Source organism: Ruminococcus bromii, from assembly GCF_002834225.1.
GTDB lineage: Bacteria > Bacillota > Clostridia > Oscillospirales > Acutalibacteraceae > Ruminococcoides > Ruminococcoides bromii.
The window spans coordinates 24,048-43,273 of the sequence record NZ_NNSR01000028.1; the positions used below are offsets into that span (position 1 = coordinate 24,048).

The window sequence follows — 19,226 nt, forward strand, 5'->3', positions numbered from 1 at the left end:
AATAATTGTACAGTTTGCTAATATAATTGAAAATTAAAATGCCGTATAATATTGATATACTTCTATTGATTGTAGGTTGATATGTATGTGGAAAGAACTTCGTACACAGCATGAAATTGACAATTTCATGAAAGAAATTATCGGATTTCACGACAGTTGCATAAAAGAAATGAAATATTCAAGCGGGGCATATGTTGATAAAAACCTGTCAATGCTTCCCACAAATACAAAACGAACACTAACTGTTCTTATTCAGCGACAATTTGATGATATTTCCGCACTTGAACTTGAGTTTTCAGAACTTGAGTATATAAGAATGTACCCTGTAAATCCGGATTTCACCTGTGAAATATTGGACGCATCATTTTTCATAAAAGACGGTCTTATTTATTGGTGCGATAACGGTGATGTAAAAGATGATAATATAAACAATTATAAAGGTACAGTTATATGTTCAAAAAAAGTTCGTTGGAGAAATGCAAGCGAACTTATCGGTGAAAATGAATTTTATAGAAGTACAAATGAATAATACCAAATAACAGTTTAAAAGCAACGAAGTTTCCGCTCCGTTGCTTTTTTGTCAACCTATAAAATCGGTAAAAGATTTTTGTGCTATATCCGATACGATTCTCTGCATTTCACAACGGGAATTTGCGTTTCTCGCCCTGTCAATGCATCTGTCACGGTACTTTTTCGGCATACTTGCCAAGGCAAGCATTGCGTCGGAATTTTCACCGAGAGCCATTGTAAATCCGAGCGGCAAGTCCCATTTTTCACCGAGTTTTTCTGCATTTCTGTTCACCGTAATCACCCCTGTTTTAGTTTTTGCTCAGGGATTTGAGATACAACAGAAAATAATCGGAAATCATAAACCGAAAATAAAATTACTTCTGCTCTGCAACAACTGCAAAGAACACAAGGTCAGAGTCGCTGTCATTAATAAGGCTGTGTGTATGACCTATCGGGCAATAGTGGCACATGCCTGCCTCAACCCTTTCATACTCGCCGTCCATAAGCACCTTGCCTGTTCCCTCGATGATGTAGAACATTTCGCAGTTGCCCTCGTGAGTGTGAAGTCCGATTGACGCACCGCTTTCAAGGCGACCGTGCATAATCATATTTCTGTCATCCGTGAATTTCTTTACGGCATACGACTTTTCTCCGCCTTTAAAATTCGGCAAAATCTGTTCTTCCATATGTTTAAAATCAATAATCATATCTCGTGTCCTCCTGATTAAATTGAAATTTTAAAGTTCTTTATAATAAGGACAGATGTCCTCATAGTGACCGTCTTTCATCAAAAAGCCTTTCGGAATAACTCCGAGTTTTACAAAGCCAAGGCTTTCATAAAGTTTTCTTGCAGGTTTGTTGGTTTTTACAACAGCGTTAAACTGCAAAATTTTGAAACCGTATTTTTTAGCACGCTCAAGGCAATCCGACACAAGCTTTCTGCCGACACCTTTTCCCCTTGCAGAAGAAGAAACTGCATAGCTTGCGTTGCAGATATGACCGCATCTGCCGATATTATTTGGATGAAGAATATACATTCCGAGAACTTCACAGTTTTCATCGACTGCAACTGCGCAACAGCTTTGCTCTGCAAAAAACTTTTTACCGCTTTCAAAATCAAGTTCTTCAGTCTGCGGAAAGGCAACTCCGTCCCTTACAACTTCATTCCATACGGAAATCATACCCTTAATATCATTTTCCCCGTATTCTCTCACGGTAATACTCATTTGCAGTCACCTCGGGTTAATTTTAGCACTATAAGTTAAAATTTTCAATCCAAACGGCTGAAATATTTACTATTTTTACCTTTTTAAAATTGCAAATTAATCTTGAAATTTGTCGAAAGATACTGTATAATCTATTTATAGAATTGAATAAGAATGATCTTATCAAGAGTGACTGAGGGGACAGGCCCTATGAAGTCCGGCAACCTGCGTATGCAAGGTGCCAAATCCTGCGGTATTTACCGAAAGATGAGTAAACACAGCACCTTTCGGAAGAACGGTGCTTATTTTTTTGGAAGGAGTTTTCTAAATGGCTAAACATTTATTTACATCCGAGTCTGTAACGGAAGGTCATCCCGACAAAGTGTGTGACCAGATTTCCGACGCAGTTCTTGACGAAATCCTCTCTCAGGATAAAAACGCCCATGTTGCCTGTGAGGTTACGGCTACAACAGGCATGATTCATGTTATGGGTGAAATTTCAACCGACTGCTATGTTGACATCGCAGATGTTGCAAGAAAGGTTGTAAACAACATAGGTTACAACGATCCGAAGTGCGGTTTTGACGGCAACACCTGTGCGGTTCTCACATCAATTGACGCACAGTCACCCGACATTGCAATGGGCGTAAACGAAAGCCTTGAGCTTAAAGACGGCGAAAGCGATACCGACAATCAGATTGGTGCAGGTGATCAGGGCATGATGTTCGGTTATGCGTGTGATGAAACACCCGAACTTATGCCGATGCCTATTTCTCTTGCCCACAAGCTTGCAAAACAGCTTACAAAGGTAAGAAAAGACGGCACTCTTTCATATCTCCGTCCCGACGGCAAGACTCAGGTTACTGTTGAATATGACGATGACAAGATTGTCGGCATTGACACGGTTGTAATTTCAACACAGCATGATGAAGATGTTACACTTGAGCAGATTAGAAAAGACATTATCGAGTATGTTATCAAACCGATTATCCCTGCTGAGCTTATGAACGAGAACACAAAGATTTTCGTAAACCCGACAGGCAGATTTGTAATCGGCGGCCCGGTCGGCGACTCAGGTCTTACAGGCAGAAAGATTATTGTTGATACCTACGGCGGATTTTCTCGTCACGGCGGCGGTGCATTCAGCGGTAAAGATCCGACAAAGGTTGACCGCAGTGCCGCTTACTACTCAAGATATATTGCAAAGAATATTGTTGCCGCTAAGCTTGCCAAGAAGTGCGAAATTCAGCTTGCATATGCAATCGGTGTTGCAAAGCCTGTTTCAATAATGGTTGACACATTCGGCACATCAAAATATTCAAACGAAGAACTGGCAAACGCTGTTGAAAAGGTATTTGACTGCCGTCCGCAGTCTATCATCAGACAGCTCAAGCTCACGGAAACAAAGTATCTCCCGCTTGCCGCTTACGGTCATATGGGCAGAGAAGAACTCGGTGTTGAATGGGAAAAGACAAATAAGGTTGACGAGCTTTTAAAGGCTGTCGGCTAATAGAATTAAATTGTTCGATAATTTCGGGAATAAGGTTTGTGCACAAACGCAAATTCTTGTTCCCGATTTTTTTATTTTAAAAAATATTGTTGATAAATTGTACAAACAATTACAATGCTACGCTCGGGCATGATATGCTTTGTGGGCATTACAAACTATCTGCACAAATTGGGTACGGCGGCTCGCCGTGCGGGCGTCCAATGAACGACCCTACCGGATTGTGGTATTCATAATTAACACAAAAATCCCGATTAACTTTTTACGGTTAATCGGGATTGTGATTTTTTATGTAGATATTGTTTTAATTCTTAACCAGAATTAAACTTCTGCAATAACCTCAACTTCAACAAGGACATCCTTTGGAAGCTGTTTTACTGCAACACAGCTTCTTGCCGGCTTTGATGTGAAATACTTGCCGTAAACCTCATTGAAAGCACCGAAATCTTCCATATTTTTTAAGAAACAAACTGTCTTAACAGCTTTTTCAAGTGAACTGCCTGATGCCTCAAGAACATTTTTAAGGTTTGTGCAAACCTGTTCTGTCTGAGCCTCAATTGTTGCAGCCTCAACATTGCCTGTTGCAGGGTTAATTGCAATCTGACCAGATGTAAAAACAAGACCGTTTACCTTTACAGCCTGTGAATACGGACCGATAGCATCGGGAGCATTTTTAGTATAAACCTTTTCCATTATAATGACCTCCTGTCAATATATTAAAAATTACTGATTAAACAAGCTTAAAGCCTGCGTCAACAAGTGCGTCGTGAATTTCTTTAATCTGAGCAAAATCTCTTGTTTCAAGAACAACACGGAGGTAACAACCGTTTACATCCGTACCCTCTCCGCCTCTTTCGTGGTGGATAGAAATTACATTTGCACCCTTTTCTGCAATAATATTTGAAACGGCAACAAGCTGACCGGGCTTATCCTGAAGTTCAACGCAAACAGTCTGCTGTCTGCCTGTCATAAGAAGTCCACGCTTGATAACTCTTGAAAGGATTGTAACATCAATGTTACCGCCTGATACAACGCAAACAACCTTCTTGCCCTTAACGGGGAGCTTGTTGAACATTACAGCAGCCAAAGGAGCTGCGCCTGCGCCCTCGGCAATCATCTTCTGTGACTCAATAAGCTTGAGAATTGCAGATGAGATTTCGTCATCACTTACCGTTACGATATCGTCAACATACTTCTTAACATATTCAAATGTATGCTCACCCGGTTCTTTAACCTGAATACCGTCGGCAATTGTAGAAACGCTGTCAAGATGAACAGGCTCGCCGTTCTTGATTGACTCAACCATTGAAGGAGCGCCCTCAGCCTGAACACCGTAAACCTTAATGTTAGGATTAAGGCTCTTGATTGCACAGGCAACACCCGAAATAAGTCCGCCGCCGCCGATTGCACATACAACAGCGTCAACATCGGGCATTTCGTTCATAATTTCGATACCGATTGTACCCTGACCTGCAATAACATTTTCATCGTCAAACGGATGGATAAATGTGTAGTTCTTTTCATCACGAAGTCTTAAAGCCTCGTTATAAGCATCATCATAAACACCCGGAACCATACAAACCTCGGCTCCGTAGTTCTTAGTAGCCTCAACCTTTGAAATAGGTGCACCGTCAGGCAGACAGATAAGCGACTTGATACCGTACTTTGTAGCGGCAAGTGCAACACCCTGAGCGTGGTTGCCTGCAGAACAGGCAATAACACCTCTTGCCTTTTCTTCTTCGGTAAGCTGAGAAATCTTGTAACCTGAACCTCTTACCTTGAATGAACCTGTAATCTGAAGATTTTCGGGTTTGAGATAAATATCACAATCATCACAAATACCCCTTGCCTGAACGATATTAGTCTGTCTGATAACATCCTTCAAAACATATGATGCGTGATAGATTTTGTCTAATGTAAGCATACCAATTACTTCCTTTTCTATATGTATCCATTGCTTATTTTAATACAACAAGGCTTTAAAATCAAGTTTTTTTGGAATAAACAAAGGGAATTTTTGCAGGATTTTTTAAAGTCTTATTCATAATTCGCAAGCAGAATAAAAATAATAATAACGAACAAATAAAAACACCTGCTTACAGGTGTAAACAGGCGTTTCTATGAAATTATGAAATTGGTATTAACTAATTGAATACTTACAGCCTAAGTTAAGCGAGTGATGCGCCAAGCTTTTTGCAAGCCTCAAGGGCGTCGTCATCGGGAGCATCGTTACAGATAACGCTTTCGCAAACAAGGTTTGCACCGTCACCCTTACAGGTGTCTTCCCAGTTTCTCATCCATTCGCCGTCACCCCAGCCGTATGAACCGAAGAGGGCAATGCTTTTGCCGTTTAATGCACTTTCACATTCATTGAAAACAGGCTCAAACTCGCTATCCTCAAGAACCTCCGCCCCCATTGCAGGACAACCGAATGCAATGCCGTCAAAATCGGCGACCGATGAAGAATCAAAATCGTTTACATTTGCAAGAGTAACTTCTGCGCCAGCGGACTTTGCACCCTCGGCAACGGCTTCTGCCATCTGCTCTGTGTTGCCTGTACCGCTCCAGAATACTACTGCTACTTTACTCATATTTCTGTACTCACCTTTCAGTTTAATAGTTAATTGCACCTTAAATCAGTTACACGCAACCGTCAGCTTTTGGATAGGTGTGCCTTGTAACCACTTAGAGTAATAGATGTCAGAACATTTTTTGAATTTGGCAAATTCTTTGACTGCTTTTTCTTCATTACCGTAAACCTTCCAGCAGCCTGAACATTTACAGCAATTTCCTTTATGAAGAATAAAGCCGCGGACATCTTCGGGAGGATAACCGAGGAACAATCCGATTTCGTGCGGGAACTCAGTTGAGTCTTTAAGACGGTGTCGAAGCTCCCTTATACAGCGTGCGGCATCATGTGAATGATACCCCTGCGATTTAAGCAGCTTACACGCATATTTATCGGACAAATCAACAGCAAGCTTGGACGGGCGAAAAATATAGATTAAAGCCTTTCCGTTGCTGAATTTCAGTGGCAAAACTTTTATTCCCTTTTTGCAGAACATTTTATTCAGCCTTCTTACATCACATTCGCACTCAAGCCGTGACGAGTACGGACAGTTGAAAAGATTAGCCGTTTTTATTCCTGCAAGCGTTGGGGAACAATGCTTGATAATTAAATCCTCTGACATCTTTTCCTCTAAAAATTGAATGAATGATTTGAATAGAGTTGAATTGAATAAATACACCACAGTGATTATCCGATAACTGTTTTATAGTTAGCTTTTGCTAACTTGATTCCATAAGCAAGACTTGTTTGTTGTCTTTATCTTACAGTTAAAATATACCATCAATCAATGTTGTTATCGGCTCTCAAAAGGTTTTCTACGCTCCAAACGGACAAACAATTTCAGCAAAGATTTAGGGACAGCAAACGCTGTCCCTGAAAGGAGAAGAGATATTATGAATAATTACCCGGCAAAGTAATCATCAAATACTCTGCGGATATTTCCGCAGTCTGTCAGAAAAGAATATAGGCGTATCTTTTCGACAATGTTATTATAGCACTTTACAAAGTCTTTTTACTGCTCTTTACGGACATATAAGGCTCTGTTCAGACGAGAGATTTTCTGTACTCATTCGGTGACTTGTTCATCACCCTTCTGAAAGCACCCGCAAACTTACTGCCGTTGTTGTAGCCGACAATTCCTGCAATTTCAAGCACACTTTTGTCGGTGTTTTTCAAAAGCGAGGCGGCCTTTTGCATTTTACAGTTCGTTATGTAGCCGTTAATCGTGTCGCCGTAGACACCCTTAAAGCAAATTTTAAGAGAAGTTGAAGAGATGCCGAGCATATCGGCAAGCTCCGTAATTGTTATATGCTCGTCAAGGTGAGCAAGCAGATATTTTTTTGCCTCTTTTGCGGCGGTAACCTGTGAGCGTGAAAAATATCGTCTTTCCTCACTCTCTCCCTTGTAATCAAGACCGCTCAAAAACAAAAGAAGTTCAAGCACCTTAACCTTGTGATAGCCCTTTCGGATATTTTCGGGAACGGAATAGAGTTCCGAAAAAATATGCTCAATGCTGATATTTTCACGCATAATTGAGTACGGCTTTTCGGAACAGAATTTCATTTCAAGCTCTTCGGGGCTGACAAAAACATCGTCAAGAATACACGAAAAACACCTTGGCACACGGTTCATATCAATTGCAACCGACACACCGTGGTAGTGGCTCAGCGGACAATATCTGTGTCGGATGTTCTCCGTGTTCTTCTGTATCGACAAATCTCCTGACGCAAGGTAAAGATATTCGCCGTTTTTGTATTCAAACTCAATTCTACCCTCCTGACAATGCGTGATGATGAGCATTTCTCTTCCCTTTGCAAGATTAATGTCACAACTTTGCATATGTACATCGTAATACACAAGCTCAATGCCTGAAAACACAGGGTATACGGTGATTTCACAATCGCCCGTGCTGTCCTGTGAACGGTATATACTGAACGATTCGCCGTGTTCAACGGTCTGTATCATACCGTACGGATTATCAATTTTCTGCAATACTGCCATAAGGTCGCCTCTCTTCTCCTAAAAAGCCTTACTCCACCTTCATAACGGTGTATGCGCCTATACCGTTTACTGTCTTTTTGAGGACTTTATCCTCAATTTCTCTTTTCATTCTGACCGTAACCCTGCCGGAAGAAACATCGGCTTCCGCCCACACACCGTCAATTGAATTAAGTGAGTTTTCTACTCTTGCGGAACAGTTTTTACAGACCATTCCGTCAACAACAAGAGTTTTTTCATAGAGATAATGCGACTTATCCTTATCGGCAACCTTGTTTTTCTTAACGCTTTCGTCACTTGCACCGCAACATCCGCTTGCAAGCTTTTTCTTGTAACTTCTGATTACGAGAACCACAAACGCAATGAATGCCACGGCAAGCAATCCGTAAAAAACATACTCCATATTTATCCCTCCTTTTATTTTTTACGATTCAGAATATAGTTCTGAATACACTTTACACCGTAAAATTTCTTCAACACCAAATTCATAATTTCAATAACAAACAAAAAAGGGTGCAGCTTTTTGGACTGCACCCCTACAAAACATTTACCTATGATTATGGCAGTCACCGCGGTACGCACAGTGCGCACAGTTTGCACCGCAGGAGGATTTGCCCTCTTTTTTGTCTTTTACCATACGGGCAACCACAAAAGCAATCACGGCAATAACAATTAATGCAACAATGATTGTGCCGATATTAGCCGCTAACCATTCAAACATTTTTATTCCTCCCATTGTTAATCAATAAATTTATTACTTCTTAGCCGGCTTAACCTTAAGAGTTGTAGCCTCTTTGTAAGGTCTTACAAGCATATAAATCATAAATGCAAATACTGCAACGGCAAAGATAAGACCGATTACATTAAGACCGCCTGCAAAGATTGAGCCGAACTGGAATACCATAAATGCAATTGCATAAGCAAATACACACTGATAACCAACTGCGAACCAGAACCACTTGATGTTGTTCATCTCTCTCTTGATAGCACCCATAGCGGCAAAGCAAGGAGCACAGAGGAGGTTGAAGAGAAGGAACGAGAAACCGCTGAGGCCTGTAAACGCAGTGCCGATTTCCGTCCATCCGCCCTGATAAAGGATACCCATTGTACCAACGATGTTTTCCTTAGCAACAAGACCTGTGATGGATGCAACGGTTGCCTGCCAGTTGCCCCAACCGAGCGGTGCAAAAATCCATGCAAGACCGTTACCGATTGCGGCAAGAATTGAGTTTCCGATTTCGTCCTCACCGAGCATACGGAATGTACCGTCAACAAATCCGAAGTATGTTGTGAACCAAACAAGGATTGTTGAAAGGAGAATGATTGTACCTGCCTTCTTGATGAATGACCAGCCACGCTCCCACATTGAACGGAGAAGGTTGCCTACTGTCGGAAGGTGATAAGCCGGAAGCTCCATTACAAACGGAGCGGGATCGCCTGAGAACATCTTTGTCTTTTTAAGCATAATACCTGAAACTACGATTGCAGCCATACCGATGAAGTAAGCCGATGTTGCAATCCACGGTGAACCGCCGAAGACAGCGCCTGCAATCATAGCGATAAACGGCTGTTTAGCACCGCAGGGAATGAATGTTGTTGTCATAATAGTCATACGGCGGTCACGCTCATTCTCGATTGTACGGGATGCCATGATACCCGGAACACCGCAGCCTGTGCCTACAAGCATTGGGATAAACGACTTACCCGAAAGACCGAACTTACGGAAGATACGGTCGAGTACGAATGCGATACGAGCCATATAACCGCAGCTTTCGAGGAAAGCAAGGAAAAGGAAGAGTACAAGCATCTGCGGAACAAAGCCGAGAACCGCACCTACACCGGCTACGACACCGTCAAGGATAAGACCGTTGAGCCAGTCTGCACAGTTGATTGCATCAAGACCGTTGCCGATAAGAACAGGAATACCGGGAACCCAGACTCCGTATGTTGCGGCATCGGGAGCACCGTAACCCTCTTTATAATCTGTGTTGAGGTAGTTTGAAACAGCCTTTTCAAGAGCAGATTTCTTAGTGTCGGGAGTTTCTGTAATTTCAAGAGTTTCTTCATCCTGAACAGAATATGTAACACTTGCGTCTGAAGGTGTGAGATTTACGAGTTCTGCAAGAGCAGCCTTAGCGGCATCTTCGGAATAATTTTCAGATTCAAGGTCAACAGCTTCGGCAATGTCGTCATTTCCGTACTTAGCATTGAATGCCTCGATAATTGCATCTGAATCGCCGTAGGTTTCTTCAGCCTCGGCAGCCTGTGATGAACCTATACCGAAAAGGTGCCAACCGTCACCGAAAAGACCGTCATTTGCCCAGTCAGTTGCGGCAGTACCTACTGTCTGCATTGAGATGTAGTAAACAAGGAACATAATAACCGCAAAAATCGGAAGGCCGAGCCAACGATTGGTTACAACCTTATCAATCTTGTCCGATGTTGTAAGCCTACCCTTGTTTTTCTTCTTATAACAGCTCTTGATGATTGAGGCAATGTAGATGTATCTCTCATTAGTGATGATACTCTCTGCGTCATCATCAAGCTCTTTTTCAGCCGCCTGAATATCTTTTTCAATGTGGTCAATAACATTCTGCGGAATGTCAAGCTTTGCAAGAACCTTGTCATCACGCTCAAAAATTTTGATAGCGTACCAACGCTGCTGTTCCTCGGGCATATCGTGAACCGCAGCCTCTTCAATGTGAGCGATTGCGTGTTCAACTACACCGTTAAAGCTGTGCATGGGGATTGTCTTTGCTGAGCCTGCAGCTTTGATTGCGGCCTCGGCAGCTTCCATAATGCCTGTGCCTTTAAGAGCCGAAATTTCAACAACCTTACAACCAAGCTGTCTTGAAAGCTCATCAATGTTGATTGAATCGCCGTTCTTCTTAACAAGATCAATCATATTGATTGCCACAACAACAGGGATACCGAGTTCTGTAAGCTGTGTTGTGAGGTAAAGGTTTCTTTCAAGGTTTGTACCGTCAATAAGGTTGAGAATCGCATCGGGGCGTTCACCGACAAGATAGTTACGGGCAACAACCTCTTCAAGAGTATAAGGTGAAAGTGAATAGATACCGGGCAAGTCCATGATTGTAACATCCTTGTGCTTTTTGAGCTTACCCTCTTTTTTCTCAACAGTTACGCCGGGCCAGTTACCGACAAACTGATTGGAACCCGTGAGTGCGTTAAACAAAGTTGTCTTACCGCAGTTAGGGTTACCTGCAAGAGCAATTTTAATTTCCATATATCAGTTATCCTCTCTTAGATTAGCAAAAGCTAACCGTAATGTTATAAAAATACGGGATTTCTCCCGTAGGATTTATAAGTATAAATTACTCAACTTCAATCATTTCAGCATCGGCTTTTCTGAGCGAAAGTTCATAATTTCTTACAGTAATTTCAATCGGATCTCCGAGCGGAGCAACTTTTCTGATGTAAATTTCAGCACCCTTTGTGATGCCCATATCCATAATTCTGCGTTTGACAGCGCCTTCACCGTGAAGCTTAACAACCTTTACGGTTTCACCTACTTTTGCCTGTTTTAAAGTTTTCATAACAGTTTCCTCCATCTAAAATTGAGCATAAAGCCGTATAAAAACACCTCTCGGAACAACTCCGCCGTGTGTTTGTTACATAGAATCAAATCATAATTTTACGAGCCATTTCTTCGCTGATTGCAACCCGTGTTTCCTTTACATTAACAATAACATTTCCGCCGAGTGACGAAATAACGGTAACCTCTCCGCCGGCAACAAAGCCGAGATTTTCAAGGTGCTTTTTAACCTCGGGAGAACCTCCGACTTTCTTTATAATATTGGTTTCACCTGTGTTAGCAAACATCAAAGGCATCATAAAATCAATCTCCTTTAAGTTAGCAGATACTAACAATATTCGTTAATCAAAGGTTAGCTCTCGCTAACCGATTATATGGTACTATAAAACTCGAAATATGTCAATAGGCTTGCGAAAAAAATTTATTTTATTTTGAATTTTGGCAAATTGAATATTTCACATCTGTAATTCAGATATTATTTTTGTTGATTTCGGTAAATCATTTTTTCATAATTATTGAAAGCGTAATTTATTTTATTGATTTTTTGTTCATATCATGATATGATTAGACAATGTAAAGGAGTGCAGACTATGCAATTAAAAGAATCAGGTTAAATGTACCTTGAAACAATATATGTTCTTTCAAAAAAGAGCAATTATATAAGATCAATTGATGTATGTGAAGAAATGGGATATTCAAAGCCGAGCGTCAGCCGTGCCGTTGGTCTTCTCAAAGAGGGCGGTTATCTTAAAGTCGGCGATGACGGCTCGCTTATTCTCACCGACCTCGGCAGGGAAATTGCAGAAAAAACATATGAAAGACACACCGTTCTTTCAAAGCTCTTTGTTAAGCTCGGAGTTAATCCCGAAACTGCCGCCGCAGATGCCTGCAAAATGGAACACATTATCAGCGACGAAACCTTTGCCGCATTGAAAAATCACCTTGAAAATCATATGCAGTAAAAGGCTGAATAATTACCGAATATTACACACAAAAGGCTGACGAGAAATCGTCAGCCTTTGTTTTTACTCAACTGCTTTCAATAAGGCGATACACTTTTTCGATTGATTCAACAATTCGACACGCTTAAATAAAACGCAAAAATAACAATAGTACAAATTATTGCAACCGCCTTTTTCATAAGCACACCTCGTCATTGTAAATAACATCAAATGAACTTTGTTAGCCAATTATCCAAGAATTTCACCTGTTCAGCTGTATGAAACCAATGTTCACCGCCATTCATAACAGTAAGGTCAGCGTTTATCTTCTCTGCAAATTTATTGATTATATCAAATGATGTAAGGTTATCATTTTCACCGTATAAAATTGAGGTGGGAACATTCCAAAAAATTTGGTTTTCACGAACATAGCAAAGATATTCCCAAGATAAAGTTTCACCAAATTCAGTAGAGATTGTTTTCTTATCACGAAGTTCATTCTCTGTTATATTCGCCCATTTCATCATATTGGTAATGAGGTTTTCCATATCTACAACAGGCGAAATAAACATAGCTTTGTCAATCTGTTTATCTGAAAAGGCATTCATAGAATAAAATGCACCTATGCTATTCGCAATCAGAACTATATAATCATAATTTTTGCAATAATTATCGAACAGATTTGTAAATTCCTGTTTTGCATCCCACGGTGTTTCTGATTTATAGTCAAAGCCTATAACATCATATTCAGGTAGCAAAGGCTTGTAATGCTCCGATTCTGTAGCATTACCACCCTTTCCGTGTACATATACAGCCAGTTTACGCATTTAAAATTCTCCTTTTGCGGAACAATATCAACGGTTGCGGAATAATGCAAAGGTGATTTGCGGAACAATAGAACTGTCTTTTTGCTTTATTCGCATTAAAATTTCATTGTGAGAGAAATTCTGTTCTTTTCGGGATCAACTGAAAGAACCTTTACATTTACAACATCACCGACTTTGAGAACCTCGGCAGGATGCTTGATGTACTTATCGCAAATCTGCGAAATATGAACAAGTCCGTCCTGATGAACACCGATATCGACAAATGCGCCGAAGTCGATTACATTTCTGACCGTGCCTTTAAGCTCCATTCCCTCTTTCAAATCCTTGATGTCGAGAATATCGCTTCTAAGCATTGGCGCAGGCAGTTCATCACGGGGATCTCTGCCCGGTTTGGAAAGTTCTTTTACAATATCATCAAGGGTCGGAAGTCCGATTCCGAGAACATCGGCAAGTGACTTTGTTCCCTTTGCCTTTACTCTCTGCTGAATATCGGAGAAGTTGCCTGATTTTATTTCTTTGTCAGAATATTCAAGAAGTCCTAAAAGTTCTTTTGCACTCTTGTAGCTTTCGGGGTGAACGCCTGTGTTATCAAGCGGATTTCTGCTTTCGGGAACACGCAAAAATCCTGCACACTGCTCAAACGCTTTAGGCCCGAGTTTCGGAACTTTCTTGAGTTCTGCTCTTGATGAGAACGCACCGTTTTCTTCACGGTAAGCAACAATATTCTTGCACACGGTTGCGTTAAGTCCAGACACTCTCGATAAAAGTGCAGGCGATGCCGTATTAAGATCTGCACCAACCGAGTTTACGCAGTCCTCTACAACACCGTCAAGTGTTTCACCGAGTTTTTTCTGCGGCATATCGTGCTGATACTGACCGACACCGATTGCCTTAGGCTCAATCTTAACAAGCTCTGCAAGAGGATCCTGAAGTCGTCTTGCAATTGACACGGCACTTCTGAGTGTGAGGTCAAGGTCGGGAAGTTCTGTTGCGGCAAGCTTTGATGCCGAATAAACCGACGCACCTGCCTCGCTGACTACCATATAATAAACGGGGTGGTCAGCCTCTTTGATTGTTTCGGCTGTGAACATCTCGGTTTCCTTGCTTGCAGTACCGTTGCCGATTGAAATAATATCAACATGATGCTTTTTGATAAGGCGGAGCAAGGTCTGCTTTGATTCCTGAATTTTTTTGTCTGAATGTGTAGGATAAATTACGGTTGTATCAAGCACCTTGCCTGTGCTGTCAACAACGGCAGTCTTGCAGCCTGTGCGATATCCCGGATCAAGTGCAAGCACGGTTTTGCCCTTTACAGGCGGCTGCATAAGCAGCTGCTTGAGGTTTACGGCAAAAACCTTCATAGCATTTTCGGAGGCGGTATCTGTAAGGTCGTTTCTGACCTCACGCTCAATTGAGGGATAAATAAGCCGCTGATAAGCGTCTGTGCAAGCCTCACGGATAATGTCTGAACAAAGCTGATTTTTGTCTGTAATCATTGCTCTGAAAATTGAATTAAGCGGTTTTTCGCTGTCGGTTTCAACGCTGACTTTGAGAAATCCCTCTTTTTCACCACGATTCACGGCAAGCACTCTGTGACCTGCAATCTTTTTAACAGGCTCTTTGTAGTCATAATAATTTTTGTAAACGCTGTCCTTTTCTTCATCTGTTGCAACAGACACAAGCACACCGTTTGCGTTTGTAAGATTTCTGATTCTCTTACGGATTTCCGCATTATCCGACACAAGCTCTGCAATGATATCCATTGCGCCCTGAATTGCATCTTCAACGGAGGTAACTCCCTTTTCTTCATCAATATAATCAACTGCCGACTTTGACGGATCAAAACCTTTTTCCTGCTTTAAAATATCGTTAGCAAGCGGTTCAAGTCCCTTTTCCTTTGCAATTGACGCCCTTGTCTTTCTCTTTGGACGGTACGGGCGGTAAATATCCTCAAGTTCGCTTAGTGTGGCAGCCTTGTCAAGTGCAAGGTTGATTTCATCCGTGAGCTTTTCCTGTGCGTCAATGAGTGAACGGATTTCATCTCTGCGCTTGTCAAGTCCTCTTAAATATTCAAGCTTTTCGGCAAATTCACGAATCAACTGGTCATCCATTGAACCGTGCATTTCCTTTCTGTATCGTGCAATAAAAGGAATAGTGTTGCCGTCATCAAGCAATGTGATGATGTTTTTGGCATACTCCTCTTTAATATTAAACTGCTGTGAAAGAATCTGTGAATAATCCATTATATCCTCCATTTTTGTTTTGTAAGGCTTATTATAACATACTTTTAAATAATTTGCACTAAAAAGAAAAAGAGCAGTCAAAACGACTGCTCTCATGAATTATTTATGTTTATGTATTTTAAGCACTTTTCTTTTTGCGAATATAGGCAAAATAGAGCGGAAGTCCTACAAAAATCATACCGCCGATTATGTTGCCGATTGTAACGAACAGCAGAGATTCACAACCCGAAAGATTTGCAAGGCTCTGACATTGCTGTGCCGTAATGCCGTAAAGCTCCTGAGCTTTTGCAACATATTCGGGATTCATTGCCGCCATAACACCTGTCGGAATATAGAACATATTTGCAACGCAGTGTTCAAATCCGCAGACTACGAATGCACAAATCGGGAAAAATACACCGAAAATCTTACCTATTGCATCTGTTGCGCCTGTTGCCATAACGATTGCAAGGCATACGAGAATGTTACAAAGTATGCCGCTGATAATTGCCGTTGCAGGATTGATTGTTGTTTTTGCAAGTGCAACCTTGATTGTAAAAGCACCGAGTCCGCCGTTTGAATAATTGAGCTGTCCCGAAAAAAATATCAGCAAATCAATAATCATTGCGCCGACAAAGTTTGAAATATAAACAACTACAAGATTCCTTAACATTGAAGCGACTTTAATTTTCTTTTCAAGTGTCGGAATAATCATAAGGCAGTTGCCTGTAAAAAGTTCACTGCCTGTGAACACAACGAGCATAAGTCCTACAGGGAAGATTACGCCTGCAACCACTCTTGCAAGCCCCACATCGGCAACTCCGTGCATTGCAACATCACTTGCCGCACCGCCGAATGCGATAAATGCGCCTGCCATAAGTCCGAGCAAAATCATTTTCGGCAGAGAAAGCATTGATTTTGTTACACCTGATTTTGACACCAGCGACGCAATTTCAGCCGGTGAATTAAATCTGCTGTCCATTAAAAAACCTTCTTCAATTAGTTTATCAATTGTTGCAAAATTTACTGCCATTCGGCAATAAACCGCAAAATCACAGATTACATATTAGCACAAAAGCAAAGTGTTTGTCAATTAATATGCGATTATCTGTAACATTGCACACAAAAGACTTTACAAATTGTCAAATACAGTTTATAATTATACTGTAGATATTACACAACCTAAAGATGTGTAATATTCGTAATCAGAGTGAGAATAATCACATACAAAACGGGAGCTGTTACCGGCTGAGAGGAAATTCGATTTCGACCGTCAACCTGATTTGGATAATGCCAACGAAGGGACATATCAAGCTTGAAGTGTACGCACTTGGAGTATGTCTTTTTGGCATACTCTTTTTTTGTTGTGTTTTTTCTCCGAGAGAATTTTATTTTAAGGAGTAGTTTTCATGAAAACGAACGGTAAGAAAAATGCACTTATTATGTGCGAATGTGCAATTATGATTGCACTTGCGGCAGTTTTAAGCTTTGTAAAAATCCTTGAACTTCCCTACGGCGGCAGTGTTACCGCATTCAGCATTGTTCCGATTGTAATTATCTCATATCGCCACGGTGTAAAATGGGGATTGCTTTCGGGATTTGTATTCAGCATTATTCAGCTTATTCAAACTGCGTCAACCCTCTCATACGCAACATCATTTTTGGCAGCCGTAACAATCATTCTCTTCGACTATGTAATTGCATTCACGGTTATCGGCCTTGCAGGCTTTCTCAGAAACAAGGTCAGCAATCCGTCTGCCGCTGCCGTAACAGGCACGGTAGGAGTTTGTGCTTTGAGATATATCTGTCATGTAATTTCGGGCTGTACCGTATGGGCAGGTGTTTCAATCCCCTCAACCGACGGACTTCTCTATTCACTCAGCTACAACGCTACATATATGATTCCCGAAACAATAATCAATGCGGCGGCTGTATTCTGGCTTTTCGGCTGTCTTAACTTCAGAAGTGAAAAAATCAGCGTTGCAAAGAAAATTGAAAAGAACCTTACGGAAACAGTTTCGGCATCAATTTCAATTCTTTCACTTATGGTTGCCGTAATTATTGACGCTGTTGCAGTTTTTGCATCACTTCAGAATCCCGACAGCGGTGTGCTTGATTTTTCACTCATTTCAAACACAAACTTCACTCTTGTAGGCATCGTTTCGGCAATCGGAATTGTGCTTTGCGTAGTTTTTGCGATCATTGCAAAGGTTACTTCAAATTCTGCCAAAAAGGTTAATTAACATTTAATCGGATATTCACGGTAAAACATCTCTAACAGGGCTGACGGCATTGCTGTCGGCTCTGTTTTTTTATTATGTAAACACAAGTTTGAAACGGGCATATTATGAGAATGAACAGCAATGTTCATAAGTTTGAACAAAAAGGAGAATTAAATTGGATATTAAAGAAATTATTTCTCAGCAGTACGGAATACCGAGTCTGCCAAAGAGAACGAGTGAGGCTATGGCATATGTTCCCTTTCAGCAGTTCGACTCCCCAACCTACAGCCCGTTGCAGGGACTTGAGTCGGGTACAATGTTTCCCGTTCTCAACAAACCATTCTACGGAAAGAAATGCGGTGAGGGACTTGACTGAAAGAGAAATTCTTTTAAAGAAAATTTCAACCTACGAATTTGCCGCACTTGACCTTCAGATTTATCTTGACACTCATCCGCACGATACGGCAATGATACAAAAAATGAACGGTTTCAAAGAAAAATTGAAACCGCTTGTTGAAGAATATGAAGAAAAATTCGGTCCTTTGAAAAAGAGTATGACAAGCACCAATATGTGGTGCTGGATAAAGGGACCGTGGCCGTGGGAAAACGAGGAGGATTGCTGATGTTCGTCTATGAAAAAAAGTTACAGTACCCCGTCAATATCAAAAAACCGAACGCAAAGCTTGCCAAGATTATCATAACGCAATACGGCGGTGCGTAAGGCAAAATGTGATACTTTTTATTTTCGTATAACATCCCGATAAAAATCAATAAACGCATTAAGTGCAGGAGATTTCCACTTGTTTTTGTGGATAAGCAACTGCGTCCACACCGAAACATCACAATCGTTGACGGGAAGATGTTTTATCTCTCCCGAATTGTAGTAATCCTCCGTGATGAAATCAGGCAAGAACGAGATCATTTTGCTGTTTTTGATTAGAGAACAAATTTGTAGAGGGTTTCCTATTTCCAAAACAGGGTGAATTTCAATCGATTGTGCGGCAAGTTCATTGTTGAGCAATTTTCTGTAGCTCATATTACTTTCGGTCAGTACAAAATCCTCGGTGCATAATTCTTTTAGCGAAATATTTTCTTTATTCAAAAGTGGATTGTCAACTGATGCAAAGAAGTGAACCTTTTCCTCATGCTCTGCACAAATTATAAATTCCGAATCATAAATGTGGCTGTCAAGAGTAAAAATCAAATCAACCTCATTTTTGCGTAACATATCAAACATCTGCTCTGTACCGCTTTCGACAACGACAAGGTGAATATTAGGAAAATGCTTTCTGAACTCAAGAAAATCATCTTTAAAAAACCGGTTGCAGACAGAACTTGACATTGCAAGGCGAATGTTGCCCTCAATTGTTTCGGGGGTACGCAAATCTTCAAGCATCTTTTCGTGAGATTCAAGAATTTCTCTTGCGTGTTGCAGAACCGTTATGCCGTCGGAAGTCAGGCTGATTCTGTGGTAAAAGCGGTCAAAAAGCACCGTGTTAAGCTCGCTTTCCAACTGTTTTATCTGTGATGAAACGGTTGACTGGGTATAGCCGAGCTTTTCCGCTGCAGCAGAAAATCCCGAATATTCGCACACAGCTACAAAGGTTTTAAGCACATTGGTATCCATAACTAAATCCTCTTTTATACGAACGATATCTTCGTTATTATA

At 41.1% G+C, this 19,226-nt stretch carries 23 protein-coding genes, 1 pseudogene and 2 riboswitches; of the genes and pseudogenes, 7 read left to right on the forward strand and 17 right to left on the reverse strand.

Annotated features, from left to right (window positions below; all coding sequences use genetic code 11):
- Positions 1-85: 85 nt before the first annotated feature.
- Positions 86-529 carry a KH domain-containing protein gene (locus RBATCC27255_RS02490; RefSeq protein ID WP_101028589.1) on the forward strand — a complete coding sequence of 148 codons (444 nt, stop codon included), beginning with the start codon at positions 86-88 and terminating at the stop codon, positions 527-529.
- A 51-nt stretch (positions 530-580) separates the two neighbouring features.
- On the opposite strand, the gene RBATCC27255_RS02495 is transcribed toward RBATCC27255_RS02490, so the two are convergent.
- From RBATCC27255_RS02495 to RBATCC27255_RS02505, 3 genes are all read right to left on the reverse strand, one after another.
- On the reverse strand, positions 581-802 hold the full coding sequence (locus RBATCC27255_RS02495; RefSeq protein ID WP_101028590.1) for a hypothetical protein: 222 nt from the start codon (positions 800-802) through the stop codon (positions 581-583).
- 82 nt (positions 803-884) lie between these two features.
- Positions 885-1,217: a cupin domain-containing protein gene (locus tag RBATCC27255_RS02500; protein WP_101028591.1), complete on the reverse strand. Its 333-nt coding sequence runs from the start codon at positions 1,215-1,217 to the stop codon at positions 885-887.
- Between the two features lie 30 nt (positions 1,218-1,247).
- Entirely contained in the window at positions 1,248-1,736 is a 489-nt protein-coding gene (locus RBATCC27255_RS02505) for a GNAT family N-acetyltransferase (RefSeq protein WP_101028592.1), read from the reverse strand.
- 156 nt (positions 1,737-1,892) lie between these two features.
- Positions 1,893-1,989, forward strand: a riboswitch (SAM riboswitch).
- A 54-nt stretch (positions 1,990-2,043) separates the two neighbouring features.
- Between RBATCC27255_RS02505 and metK the strand changes: the two genes are divergently transcribed.
- Complete coding sequence (gene metK / locus RBATCC27255_RS02510; RefSeq protein ID WP_101028593.1) at positions 2,044-3,225, forward strand: methionine adenosyltransferase; 1,182 nt, start codon at positions 2,044-2,046, stop codon at positions 3,223-3,225.
- A gap of 318 nt (positions 3,226-3,543) precedes the next feature.
- Here the strand turns inward: metK and RBATCC27255_RS02515 are convergent, their stop codons facing one another.
- The 10 genes from RBATCC27255_RS02515 to RBATCC27255_RS02560 form a co-directional block, all read right to left on the reverse strand.
- Positions 3,544-3,915: a RidA family protein gene (locus tag RBATCC27255_RS02515; RefSeq protein WP_015523593.1), complete on the reverse strand. Its 372-nt coding sequence runs from the start codon at positions 3,913-3,915 to the stop codon at positions 3,544-3,546.
- Positions 3,916-3,952: 37 nt separating this feature from the next.
- Positions 3,953-5,146 (reverse strand): threonine ammonia-lyase, encoded by a 1,194-nt coding sequence (ilvA, locus tag RBATCC27255_RS02520; protein WP_101028595.1) that lies wholly within the window; start codon positions 5,144-5,146, stop codon positions 3,953-3,955.
- Between the two features lie 244 nt (positions 5,147-5,390).
- Entirely contained in the window at positions 5,391-5,813 is a 423-nt protein-coding gene (locus tag RBATCC27255_RS02525) for a flavodoxin (protein ID WP_015523591.1), read from the reverse strand.
- A gap of 45 nt (positions 5,814-5,858) precedes the next feature.
- Positions 5,859-6,413, reverse strand: coding sequence for a DUF3793 family protein (locus RBATCC27255_RS02530; RefSeq protein ID WP_101028596.1), 555 nt, complete (start codon positions 6,411-6,413; stop codon positions 5,859-5,861).
- Between the two features lie 422 nt (positions 6,414-6,835).
- Positions 6,836-7,792 carry a helix-turn-helix domain-containing protein gene (locus tag RBATCC27255_RS02535; protein WP_101028597.1) on the reverse strand — a complete coding sequence of 319 codons (957 nt, stop codon included), beginning with the start codon at positions 7,790-7,792 and terminating at the stop codon, positions 6,836-6,838.
- A gap of 28 nt (positions 7,793-7,820) precedes the next feature.
- Positions 7,821-8,192, reverse strand: a complete 372-nt coding sequence (locus RBATCC27255_RS02540; RefSeq protein WP_101028598.1) for a heavy-metal-associated domain-containing protein — start codon at positions 8,190-8,192, stop codon at positions 7,821-7,823.
- A gap of 144 nt (positions 8,193-8,336) precedes the next feature.
- A complete protein-coding gene (locus RBATCC27255_RS02545; protein WP_101028599.1) occupies positions 8,337-8,510 on the reverse strand; it encodes a FeoB-associated Cys-rich membrane protein in 174 nt (57 codons plus the stop codon).
- Between the two features lie 33 nt (positions 8,511-8,543).
- Positions 8,544-11,036, reverse strand: coding sequence for a ferrous iron transport protein B (feoB, locus tag RBATCC27255_RS02550; protein WP_101028600.1), 2,493 nt, complete (start codon positions 11,034-11,036; stop codon positions 8,544-8,546).
- Positions 11,037-11,124: 88 nt separating this feature from the next.
- Entirely contained in the window at positions 11,125-11,346 is a 222-nt protein-coding gene (locus RBATCC27255_RS02555; RefSeq protein ID WP_101028601.1) for a FeoA family protein, read from the reverse strand.
- An 85-nt stretch (positions 11,347-11,431) separates the two neighbouring features.
- Entirely contained in the window at positions 11,432-11,644 is a 213-nt protein-coding gene (locus tag RBATCC27255_RS02560) for a FeoA family protein (RefSeq protein WP_015523582.1), read from the reverse strand.
- A 315-nt stretch (positions 11,645-11,959) separates the two neighbouring features.
- On the opposite strand from RBATCC27255_RS02560, the gene RBATCC27255_RS02565 reads away from it, so the two are divergent.
- Positions 11,960-12,307: a metal-dependent transcriptional regulator gene (locus RBATCC27255_RS02565; protein ID WP_242958554.1), complete on the forward strand. Its 348-nt coding sequence runs from the start codon at positions 11,960-11,962 to the stop codon at positions 12,305-12,307.
- 206 nt (positions 12,308-12,513) lie between these two features.
- Here RBATCC27255_RS02565 and RBATCC27255_RS02570 read toward each other — a convergent pair whose 3' ends face one another.
- The 3 genes from RBATCC27255_RS02570 to RBATCC27255_RS02580 all read right to left on the reverse strand — a co-directional run bounded on the left by RBATCC27255_RS02570 (position 12,514) and on the right by RBATCC27255_RS02580 (position 16,368).
- A complete protein-coding gene (locus tag RBATCC27255_RS02570) occupies positions 12,514-13,113 on the reverse strand; it encodes an alpha/beta hydrolase (protein ID WP_101028602.1) in 600 nt (199 codons plus the stop codon).
- Between the two features lie 95 nt (positions 13,114-13,208).
- On the reverse strand, positions 13,209-15,356 hold the full coding sequence (locus RBATCC27255_RS02575) for a Tex family protein (RefSeq protein WP_101028603.1): 2,148 nt from the start codon (positions 15,354-15,356) through the stop codon (positions 13,209-13,211).
- A gap of 118 nt (positions 15,357-15,474) precedes the next feature.
- Complete coding sequence (locus tag RBATCC27255_RS02580) at positions 15,475-16,368, reverse strand: formate/nitrite transporter family protein (protein ID WP_101028604.1); 894 nt, start codon at positions 16,366-16,368, stop codon at positions 15,475-15,477.
- Positions 16,369-16,556: 188 nt separating this feature from the next.
- Positions 16,557-16,657: riboswitch (TPP riboswitch) on the forward strand.
- A gap of 87 nt (positions 16,658-16,744) precedes the next feature.
- Here RBATCC27255_RS02580 and RBATCC27255_RS02585 point away from each other — a divergent pair.
- From RBATCC27255_RS02585 to RBATCC27255_RS02595, 4 genes and pseudogenes are all read left to right on the forward strand, one after another.
- Entirely contained in the window at positions 16,745-17,578 is an 834-nt protein-coding gene (locus RBATCC27255_RS02585; RefSeq protein ID WP_101028605.1) for an energy-coupled thiamine transporter ThiT, read from the forward strand.
- Positions 17,579-17,732: 154 nt separating this feature from the next.
- A complete protein-coding gene (locus tag RBATCC27255_RS02590) occupies positions 17,733-17,933 on the forward strand; it encodes a spore coat associated protein CotJA (protein WP_242956402.1) in 201 nt (66 codons plus the stop codon).
- Complete coding sequence (locus RBATCC27255_RS10385) at positions 17,926-18,180, forward strand: spore coat protein CotJB (protein WP_169923212.1); 255 nt, start codon at positions 17,926-17,928, stop codon at positions 18,178-18,180. The genes RBATCC27255_RS02590 and RBATCC27255_RS10385 overlap by 8 nt, the downstream gene beginning before the upstream one ends.
- Positions 18,180-18,272: pseudogene (locus tag RBATCC27255_RS02595) on the forward strand (manganese catalase family protein); the annotation flags it as partial. The gene RBATCC27255_RS10385 and the pseudogene RBATCC27255_RS02595, both read left to right, overlap by 1 nt.
- A gap of 24 nt (positions 18,273-18,296) precedes the next feature.
- Here the strand turns inward: RBATCC27255_RS02595 and RBATCC27255_RS02600 are convergent.
- Positions 18,297-19,184 (reverse strand): LysR family transcriptional regulator, encoded by an 888-nt coding sequence (locus RBATCC27255_RS02600; RefSeq protein WP_101028606.1) that lies wholly within the window; start codon positions 19,182-19,184, stop codon positions 18,297-18,299.
- Between the last annotated feature and the right edge of the window lie 42 nt (positions 19,185-19,226).